The sequence below is a fragment of the [Clostridium] saccharolyticum WM1 genome (assembly GCF_000144625.1).
GTDB lineage: Bacteria > Bacillota > Clostridia > Lachnospirales > Lachnospiraceae > Lacrimispora > Lacrimispora saccharolytica.
In genome coordinates this window covers 3009399-3020376 of record NC_014376.1, presented here as the reverse complement: position 1 = coordinate 3020376, position 10978 = coordinate 3009399, and the positions used below count along the sequence as shown (strand labels likewise).

Below are 10978 nucleotides of genomic sequence, written 5' to 3'. Positions count from 1 at the left end.
AGGGGGGATATCATGATTTTTATTAGCCATGCTTGGCAGAACGGTAAACCGGATCCAAGAGTTTTGCAGTTTGTTGATTTCTTAAGAAAAAATGGTTATCAAGCAGAGTGTGATGTATTGTATCAACAACAAAAGACTGCTATTCATTTTACAGAAATGATGGCTGATGCACTCAGAAAAGCCGAGAAAACAATAATTGTGCTGTCCGAAAATTACAAAACAAGGGCTGACAATTATCAAGGTGGTGTAGGTACTGAATATAGATATATCATCGATGATTTTTCCAATAAAGAAAATAGATATATTTTAGTTTCTTTTGATGGGAGAAGTCAAAAGGTTGTACCTGATTTCCTAAGGGGAAGAGATATTGTGGATTTGTCTGAAGATAGTAAGAACGAATACAGAGAGTTGTTTTCCAAGCTAGCAGGTACTTTGAAATATGAGTTTTCTCCAGTGGCTGAATTCAGAACAACTCCCTTACCCCAGAAAATTGATGAATTTCAGGCGCCAGAGAAAGAGAATCTATCAGACCGATTGGGATTAGATTTTACTGAAAAACAGCCGTTGTCAGATTTAGAGAAGAAGAAATTCTTACGAGAGTCGTTTGTAAGTATTGTCAGTTTTCTGAAAAGAATATCAGATGAATTTTGTTCCAAGAACCAGCACTTCCAAATTGAGTATGAAGAAATTGACGCGGTGACAGTTGTTTTTGAGCTCTATAAAAATGCAAGAAAAGTTCATGCAGTTCAAATTTGGTTTGGAAATCTTATGGGTAGCCGAGAGAATAGTATCTTTGTGGGGAACAACATAGGTAGTAAAAATTCGTTCTCGCAAATGATTGGTTGTAAGGATAATGAAGGGAATCCTTTATTGGATGTTTCTTTCGCTATGTTTTGCGATAAAAACAATGGGACTGTAGAAGAAGTTGTAAAGCAAATATGGGAAGGCAACTTCAAACTTTATTTAAGATTGGAGTAATCTATGGCATATTTTGAAAGTGAAATATTACATGAACTAATAGTTGGTGAGAAGTACAGTCAGGCACAATTGATTATTTTTATTGTGGAAAATCCAAACGTCACAGTTATTTCGAAATCATGTAGTTGCTTTAATGAACACTCACAAGGTGTTCATAGGGTGTTGGAAATTATAGATGGATATGAGCATAAAGGGGATAGACAGAGGACTTACCACATTCCAAGTACAAAGACAAAAGTATATATTCTTGATTAATTAAAGTATCAGACAAAGGTAGGTGAAAAAATGGCAGAGCTTAACCTAAAACAAATTACAGATAAACTCAACGCAGAATTCGCGTCTGATGTACGAAAATTGATATTTTGGTACGATGCAGGCGCTGAGTTCAGCTCAGATATTGAATCCATAGAACTTGAAAATGCCAAGGTATTGAAGCTGGAGCGTGATAATCAGTTTTATATCAAGTATTTCTTGGAGCGTGAAGATACTACCACGAACTACTTGATTTATGCTCCATTTCCGAAGCCTGCCCTTAAGGAGAATCATCTTGCAGATACAATTCGGTATTCTAAAGAATTCTTTGCGGATCGAGCATCTTTATTAGCCGTTGATTTGGGGATTGATGAAAAATATAAACCGGTGTTGCAGCATTATATCAAGTTTTTTGGATCAAAAGAAAGGACTCAAAAATTCTATGAGCTTGAGATTGAGAACTTTAACAAGAGCATCATTGAAATAGCTCTAATGGGGGTTCTCTGTAAGACAAAGATTGTATCTTTCGAGGAAATTGTTCGTACAGTGATCACGGATGGTGATATTGAAGATAATAATTATCTCACAGAGTTTGAGAAATTTGATCTGCTTAAACCGTTTTGGAAGATGTGCGAGGAGACTTTTGGCTATACCGATGTCTCTCCAACACTCAACAAACTAGTTTACGCGCTTTTTGTAACCTATACTTCAAAGGTTATCCGAACAGAGCTTCCTCAGTCTTGGAAGAATTATTGCTCTTATAAGTCGGGTAACATTATTGCTTTTCTCGACAGTATGATGAATAGTTTGATCTTCAAGGAGAACTTTGATGTTTTATCAGACATGGTATATAGCACACTAAACGGTGATACCATATTTGATAAGCTGAATGTAAATGACTACTCAGATCTTGAGATCTTCAAGAAGACAGACATATTTATTCTTAAGTGGCTGATTGATCGACTTGAGGGTGAAGATACAGCAGCCAAATTGAATGGGCACTCAATACCGGAGTTGTGCAGAATGAGAAGAAAAATGCATTTTGGCCAGATGTATTTTTCGCATTACTACATTTTGGAGAATGCATATCATCTTATAATGGCAGCTCGATTCGAACCACAAAAATCATCACTCGATATTTGGAAGAGCTATGTTGCAAAGGATCATATAGTTGACCAGAAATACAGGTATTTCTATTACCATTACGATCAATTGGCTAATAATTCTCCTTATGAGAATTTGAGAGACTTAGTCGAGAATATTTATACCAACCGCTACCTGGATCCGCTGTCAGTTGCATGGAATAGGGCTTTTTCAGAGTGCAAAGGGGACACGGGATTAATAAAGCAACATGAGTTTTATAATAAATTTGTTCGACATGCAAAAGAGCGTGTCGTAGTTATAATTTCTGACGCACTCCGTTTTGAAGTGGGACAGACTTTGCTTAAGAGACTTATATCAGACGAGAAATGCAATGCATCTATGAATGTGATGCAGAGTGTGCTGCCCTCATATACAAGATTTGGGATGTCTGCACTTCTCCCTCACAAAGAGTTATCCATGAGTGAAGACTATAAAGTGCTCGTGGATGGTAAAGTTTGCGATGATTTGAAGACAAGAGAGCAGGTGCTCCAGGGCTTCATACCCAATAGTCGTACGGTGCAATTTGATGACATCAAAACAATGAAGATTGCTGATTTGAAGGAAATCTTCACTGGACAAGAGGTTGTCTATGTTTATCACAATCAAATTGATGCTAGAGGGGATAAGCTGAATACTGAGAATGAAGTATTTAGCGCTTGCGAAGAGGCAATCGAAGAGATTCACACAATGATCAAGAGATTGACCAGTGCAAACAACACACGCTTTATTATTACTGCTGACCATGGATTTCTCTATAAGCGAGATAAATTGGCTGAAAGCGACAAAATTGGCGGCTTTGATAAAAAAGATGCCTTTGTAGGTAGACGATATGTTGTAGCTCGTGAAGCTGTAACTGCAGAAGGTATTGGAACCGTAACATTGGGTGATATATTAGGCAATCATGATGAACGCATCATTTCTGTTCCTATCGGAAGTGATATCTTTAAAGTTGCTGGAGGGGGACAGAATTTCGTTCACGGCGGATCATCGCTTCAAGAAATACTGATTCCAGTCATTGATGTTAAGACTAACAAGGCTCACACAGAGACAAAAGCAGTAAGTATTGCTCTTGTTAGCCTAATTCATAAAATTACGAACTTAACAACCAATTTGGATTTTATTCAAACGGACGCTGTTACTGACGTGAATAAAGAAACAACATACAAGCTATTCTTTATCTCCGGCGATAATGAAAAAATATCCAATGACAATATTTATGTGGCTGATAAGAAGGACGAGGATGCAAGTAAGCGAGTTTTCCGATTGAAGTTCACATTTAAGAACAAGAAATATGACAAGACTAGAAAATACTATTTAGTAGCTTATGATGAAAAAAATGTTCTTGAAGTCTTAAGGCATGAAGTACAAATGGACTTGGCTTTTGCAGATGACTTTGGGTTCAATCTTTAAGGCAGGAGGATTATAGAGAAGTGGAAGAATTTAAATTCGAAGAAGTGGACAATCCAAATGCTGCCCTTAACAAAAAACTAAGACAGTTTTTTGATGGCAAGATTGTCCGAAAGGACTTAACAAAGTCCATAAAAGAAGGGGCAAATGTCCCTGTATATGTATTAGAGTTTTTACTCGGGCAGTATTGCAGCTCAGATGATCCAGAGATCATCGAAGAAGGGGTCAAGACGGTAAAGAGGATACTCTCTGAGAACTTTGTAAGGCCGGATGAGGCTCAGAAAGTATTGTCTATTCTGCGTGAACGGGGTAGCTATACAGTAATAGATCGAATTACTGCTAAGCTCAACATCAAAGAAGATCGATATGAGGCTGAGTTTTCAAATCTTGGAGTTCGAGAAATCCTTCTTGCTCCGAGCTATGTATCAGAATATGATCGACTCTTGTGCGGTGGAATCTGGTGTATCGTTCAGCTTGAATATGAGTATTTGGAAGAAGATAGACGAGCTAATCCTATCAGGGTTCGAAAACTGACACCTATCCAAATGCCGCACATCGAGCTTGATGAAATAAAGCAAGCAAGAAGGGAATTCACAAAAGAAGAGTGGCTGAATGTTCTTATTCGTTCAACAGGTATGGAATCGGATAAGTTCTCTACTCGTGAGAAGTGGTTGTTGCTTGCTCGTATGATTCCACTCGTGGAAAACAATTTCAATCTATGCGAATTGGGTCCTAGAAGCACCGGTAAGTCCCATATTTATAAAGAGATATCACCAAATAGTATTCTCGTATCGGGGGGGCAAACCACGGTCGCAAACCTGTTCTATAACATGTCCAATAAAACAGTAGGGCTTGTAGGTATGTGGGACTGCGTTGCATTTGATGAAGTTGCCGGAATCACATTTAAAGATAAAGACGGCGTACAGATCATGAAGGACTATATGGCATCTGGTTCTTTTGCACGAGGCAAAGAGGAAAAGGCTGCCAGTGCTTCAATGGTCTTTGTGGGTAATATAAATCAAAGTGTGGATGTATTACTTAAAACGTCTCACTTATTTGAGCCGTTTCCAGAAGTTATGGCATACGATACAGCATTTTTGGATCGTATGCATTGCTATGTGCCGGGATGGGAGATACCAAAGTATAGACCGGATTTTTTCACCAACGAGTATGCATTCATAACCGATTATTTATCAGAATTTATGAAGGAAATGCGAAAAGAACAGTATGGCGATGCCTGCGATAAATTCTATAAATTCGGCTCTAATTTAAATCAGCGTGATGTTATCGCTGTCAGAAAAATGATTTCTGGCTTTACCAAGCTCCTGTATCCAAATGGAGAATTCACTAAAGAGGATATGGCAGAAATAATTACTGTTTCGCTTGAACTTCGTCGCCGTGTCAAAGAGCAACTCAAGAAAATTGGCGGTATGGAATTCTATGATGTAAATTTCTCTTATGTTGATAATGAAACATTTGAAGAACACTACGTCCCGGTACCTGAACAAGGTGGAGGTAAGCTTATTCCAGAAGGAATGACTAACCCTGGCCATGTTTATACTGTATCAAGAGGTAAATCAGGCATGGTCGGTGTCTACCGCCTAGAGACACAAGTGTTGCCTGGAAATGGCAAGTTTGAACGTACAGGACTTGGATCAGATCGTGATGCCAAAGAAGCTACCAATACGGCATTCAACTACTTGAAAGCCAATGGCAGGCATATTAGCAATTCAGTCAGCACTACGACCAAGGACTATATGATTAATTATCAGGACTTAAATGGGATTGGTATAACAAAGACTTTAACACTCCCAACCTTGATAGCAATATGTTCGGCAGCTCTTCAAAAACCAACTCTTTCAAGTCTTGCCGTACTTGGAGAAATAAGTATCAGTGGCACTATTCAAAAGGTCGAAGAGCTTGCAAACACTTTGCAGGTATGCCTTGATAGTGGTGCTAAAAAGGTATTGATTCCAATCACTTCAGCTGTTGATATGGCAACTGTACCTCCAGAACTCATGGGAGCATTCAGTATTATATTCTACAATACGCCGCAGGAAGCGGTCTTTAAGGCTTTAGGAGTGGAGTAATAACCGGATAAATGTAACAGAATTTGATAATTCGTAGATAGGGAGTGAAAATATGGCCGCCATAGATTTGAAATTAGAAGCATGGAAAAATAAGCTACTTGATCTTGGAAAAAGAAACCGACTGATAAACTACAAAGAGACAAAAAGGTCTAGTTTGAAGATCATTAAACCTGACATTCTAAATCTATGGCAAGATTTTGTTGTGAATGAAAGAGCCATAGAATTCCCCTTTTTTGATGAAGAGTTGTCGGATTCAGATAATGAGCAATTAAGCTTGATAGAAGAAGACTTAATCGATTTACAAAGCTATATACAAACAAATCAGTCGATAAAAGAGCAACAAAGGACTTTAAGGTCACTAAGAGAAAAGGCAAAAACAGCTTCAGAAGAGCTTGGGGTTAATATTCTATATTTGTCTTTTGGTTTTTTGAAATGGACAGAATCAGGTAAATCAGAACAGCCAATGATGTCACCACTTGTTTTAGTACCGGCATCTTTGACAATAGAATCTATCAATGATCCGTATATTCTCAATATTCATGAAGACGAAATCGTTATTAATCCAACTTTGAAATACAAATTGGAAAATGACTTTGGGATTATTTTGCCTGAAATTGACGAAGACCAAGATTTGAAATCTTACTTTAGTCGAATAAGGGATCAGATTTCAAAAAACAAATGGGATCTAGTTGAGGATGCGAGTCTGAGCTTGTTGTCGTTTTTAAAAATTAACATGTACAGAGACATTGAAAAACACAAGGATAAGATAAAAACTCATACTGTCATTCGGACAATTTCAGGGGATGCAAGCGCATCTAATTATGATGTTGATAGTGTCAATAACTTTGATCATGACAAACAGACGAAACCAGTTGATGTTTTCCAAGTGGTTGATGCAGATTCAAGTCAACAAGACGCCATTGTGAGTGCGAAAAAAGGCGTTAGTTTTGTATTGCAAGGCCCTCCTGGAACGGGCAAAAGCCAGACTATAACCAATATCATTGCAGAAAGTATTGCAGATGGGAAAAAGGTTTTGTTTGTATCAGAAAAAATGGCAGCACTAGAGGTTGTACATAGAAGACTATCTTTGTCGGGATTAGAAGATTTTTGTCTAACCCTACACAGCCATAAAGCAAATAAGAAAGAAGTACTAGAACAACTACGTACAGTTCTTGATTTTACTCAGAATACAGTTAAGTTAAATGATGAAGCTTTTCAAAAACTTGATCTTTTACAGACAGATAAAGAGAAACTGAATGCCTATATTGAAGCAATTCACACAAAAGTGTTACCTCTAGAGAAAACAATCTATGAGGTCAACGGAATATTAGCAAACTTAAATCAATATGAGGATATAATCTTTAGTGTCCCTCAAGTCAATGAAACGACGTCACAAAAATACAATCGGTTTATTAACTTGCTTAATCAATTCGTTCATACCATGGGGAAAATGACTGATGATTATAAATCAAACCCTTGGAATAGTGCGAATGTTGCAATTGTAACTAATGAATTGAGACATGATATAAGCTCGAATTTGAAAAATCTAATTCCTAAGATTAGTAATGCACTAGATCTTTCCTTAAAAGTAGATAGTTCGTTGGGGCTTAAGGGTGTTAACTCATATACTACGTTACAGGGTATGTCTGAAATTTTGGAAGTCTCATCTCGTTCGCCGCAGGTACCTGTAAGTTGGATAATAGGTGATGATTTATCAGGACTATTTAAAGAAATTGATGAGTATTCGGCCATCAAAACAAAGTATATGGAATCAAAAGAATATTTGTTTTCAATCTACCGGACAATAGAAAAGATGAGCTCTGATATGATAAGTGCCGATGATAGAGAACTTTTGACTACGGTGCAGATTGATGATGCTATTGCAAAGTGGACTTCGATTATAGATAAAAATAACTCATTTGATACTTGGAATAAGACCGCGTGTTTTGATAAGGCAAAGAGTATTTTTGATGAGCTGAGTTGCAAACTGGGTGATTATCGTTCGTTAAAAGAAGACTTATTAAATACTTTTGAGAGTGAAGTTTTTAATATTGATTATCAGTCGATGTTACTTAGATTTAAAACTGAATATACGTCATTCTTTAAGTTTTTCAAAAAACAGTATAGAACAGACCGAAAAGAGATTTTAGGAAAATATAAAACTGTAGTAAAAAAGATTGATGATGGTACTGTTGTAGAGATCCTTACGCATTTGAAGCAATTGGATGAATTGTCTAAGTGGGTGACTGAAAAATCTCAAGAGTACAAAATGCAGTTTTTTGAAGCGTTCAATGGCGAAAATACTGATTTGAAAGTTATAGAATCATCATTGGAAATGTATTCAAATATTAAGCTGAGTCTTAATACATTGAATTCTCTAAAATCTATGACGAGCTCGATAGAAGAAAATGAATTCAAACTAAAGAACCATTATGAAGGCATGTATGCTGGCTTCAATACTGACTGGATTCAAGTAAGAAAATCACTAGAATGGGCGAGTGAATTCAGAAAAATTGTAGAACGGTATGATATTAATAAGGCGTTTTGTGAGAACGTTTGTAGTGATAATGCAAAGGTGACTCTCTGCTCCGAATATTTAGTAAAAGTAAACTCTTTGCTACAGCAAATTGACTTAGAATTTAAATGGTTTTTATCGCTATTTGATGAAAAAGATTCATTGTTAATGGCCAACTTTTGCATGCTCATTGAACGAATTAACAGATGTCAGAATGGCCTTGCAAGCCTTGAAGAATGGATTGATTTTAGAACCGCACAAGAGAATTGCATTAGTGAAGGTTTAGAAGATTATATATGCAAGATTAAGGACCAACAGATAGAAACTAGTAAAATCATACCGGTTTTTAGAAAGCGATTTTATCGTTTATGGCTTGATGCTATATTGCCCCAATATCCAGATGTAATGAACTTTAGAAGAAAGAATCAAGACCACTTAATTAGTGAATTTTCAGCTTTAGACAGAGAACAATTAGATATAGCCAAAGCAAGGATAAAGAAAAAACTTATTGAGAACCTGCCTTCTCTCTCTAGGTTTACAAATGGTGCAGATGAAATCAGCATATTAAAAAGAGAGCTGAGTAAACAGAGAAGAATTATGCCTATTAGAAAACTGTTTGCTCAGATCCCTAACTTATTATTAACTTTAAAACCATGTTTGATGATGTCACCATTGTCAGTGAGTATTTTTCTTGAGTCAGAGAGCTATGAATTTGATCTTGTAATATTTGATGAAGCATCACAAATTAATACTGAAAACGCTATAGGTGCAATCTCGAGAGCAAAGCAAGTTATTATTGCAGGTGATAGTAAACAGCTTCCACCTACGAATTTCTTCTCTGCATCTGTATCTGATGATGATTTTGATAATGATGAAGATGATGATTCAGAAGATGTGAATGCATATGAGTCAATTTTGGATGAAGCTAATTTGTTACCTGAAAGAACTCTATTATGGCATTACAGGAGTAGACATGAACATTTGATTGCGTTTTCAAATGCAAAAATTTACAAGAATAAGCTAGTTACTTTCCCTTCAAACTCAGAAAAAGTGAAAGATAACGGTGTTGAATATGTTTATGTCAAAGAAGGATTTTACGATAGAGGTGGGAAAAAGGGAAATATTATTGAAGCGCAAAGGATTGCAGAAATGGTATTTGATCATTTCAAGCGGTTCCCAAATCGCTCATTAGGTGTAATTGCATTTGGGGAAGTTCAGCAACAAGCCATTGATGCGTCAGTTCGCCACTTAAGAATGAATAATCAGTCTTATGAACACTTTTTTAAAGAAGATCTGGAAGAAGCGTTCTTTATTAAAAATCTAGAAAATGTTCAAGGGGATGAAAGAGATACAATTATCTTTAGTATTGGATATGCAAAACCACCTCAAGGTGGACAGATGCACATGAACTTTGGTCCGTTGAGCAAAACTGGTGGTGAAAGAAGGCTAAATGTTGCGATTACCAGAGCAAAGCATAATGTTAAACTGGTTGGTTCTATTATGCCAACAGATATCGACCTGAATAGAGTAACCTCAGATGGACCCAAATTACTTAGAAGTTATATTGATTTTGCTATAAATGGTCCATCTGTGTTCCTGGCTGAAGTTATAGATAATAATATCATTGAACATGATTCAGCTTTTGAAGAAGCAGTATACAATTATCTGGATAGAAAAGGATACAAAGTTGGATCTCAAATTGGATGTTCCGGATATAGAATTGATCTTGCAATTAAGCATCCAACACATAGTGGGAAATATGTTCTTGGTATTGAATGTGATGGTGCTGCCTATCACTCAGCAAGGACAGCCAGAGAAAGAGATCGACTGAGACAAACAGTGCTTGAAGACATGGGATGGAAAATATATAGAATATGGTCTACCGACTGGATCAAAGATCCGGTTACGGAAGGCCAAAAATTAGTAGATGCAGTTGAAAAGGCTCTGTTAGATTGTAGTAACGAAACAGACGATTCACTATTTGAACGAACTGAACAAATAGAAGAAAGCACAGAACAGACATACTTGACGATTGATATTAAAGATACAAGGGAAGAGGACGAAGATAATCCTTATCAATTTGAGATCAGAAATACAGCAAGCTTTGAACGACTCCCTAGAGATGCAAATGGTTACTTGGAACTTGCTGACTGCATCATGGAAGTCGTTAACGTAGAATTTCCTGTCCATTACGATTTGCTTTGTAAGCGAATAGCACCACTGTTTGGTTTTGAAAAAGTGACATCTACTGTAAGGAAAGAAGTGGATTATAAACTTCAACAACTAAAAAAACAGGTCGTTAAAAAGGGTGATTTCTTTGTGCCTAATAAGGATATTGCCATAAAGCCAATGCATAACAATACTAGACAAATCCAGCATATTTGCACAGAAGAACTTGCTGTTGCTATGCATCATGTAGCCAGAGTCTGCGTAGGAGCCACTGTTGATTCAGTTTGCTCAGAAACGGCAAGAGCTTATGGGTTTAAGAGAAAATCTGATAAAATCAACAGTTCAATGATGGAAGCATATGAACATCTTACATTAAGCGGAAAAGTCAAAGAGGTTGATGGAAAAGTTATCGTTCTCTAAGGCT

5 protein-coding genes are annotated in these 10978 nt (G+C 36.8%); all 5 read left to right on the top strand.

The features are described 5' to 3' along the window. Positions 1-12 precede the first annotated feature (12 nt). From CLOSA_RS21820 to CLOSA_RS13985, 5 genes are read left to right on the top strand one after another with little or no spacing between them, the layout of a single operon-like run. A complete protein-coding gene (locus CLOSA_RS21820; protein WP_013273417.1) occupies positions 13-978 on the top strand; it encodes a toll/interleukin-1 receptor domain-containing protein in 966 nt (321 codons plus the stop codon). Positions 979-981: 3 nt separating this feature from the next. Beyond that, positions 982-1233, top strand: a complete 252-nt coding sequence (locus tag CLOSA_RS14000; protein WP_013273416.1) for a hypothetical protein — start codon at positions 982-984, stop codon at positions 1231-1233. Between the two features lie 30 nt (positions 1234-1263). Further along, the gene (gene pglZ, locus CLOSA_RS13995) at positions 1264-3783 is read left to right on the top strand and encodes a BREX-1 system phosphatase PglZ type A (protein WP_013273415.1); all 2520 of its coding nucleotides are present in this window, start codon (positions 1264-1266) and stop codon (positions 3781-3783) included. Positions 3784-3803: 20 nt separating this feature from the next. After that, positions 3804-5870, top strand: coding sequence for a protease Lon-related BREX system protein BrxL (brxL, locus tag CLOSA_RS13990; protein WP_013273414.1), 2067 nt, complete (start codon positions 3804-3806; stop codon positions 5868-5870). Positions 5871-5922: 52 nt separating this feature from the next. Then, positions 5923-10974 (top strand): DUF3320 domain-containing protein, encoded by a 5052-nt coding sequence (locus CLOSA_RS13985; protein ID WP_013273413.1) that lies wholly within the window; start codon positions 5923-5925, stop codon positions 10972-10974. The last annotated feature ends 4 nt before the right edge of the window (positions 10975-10978 follow it).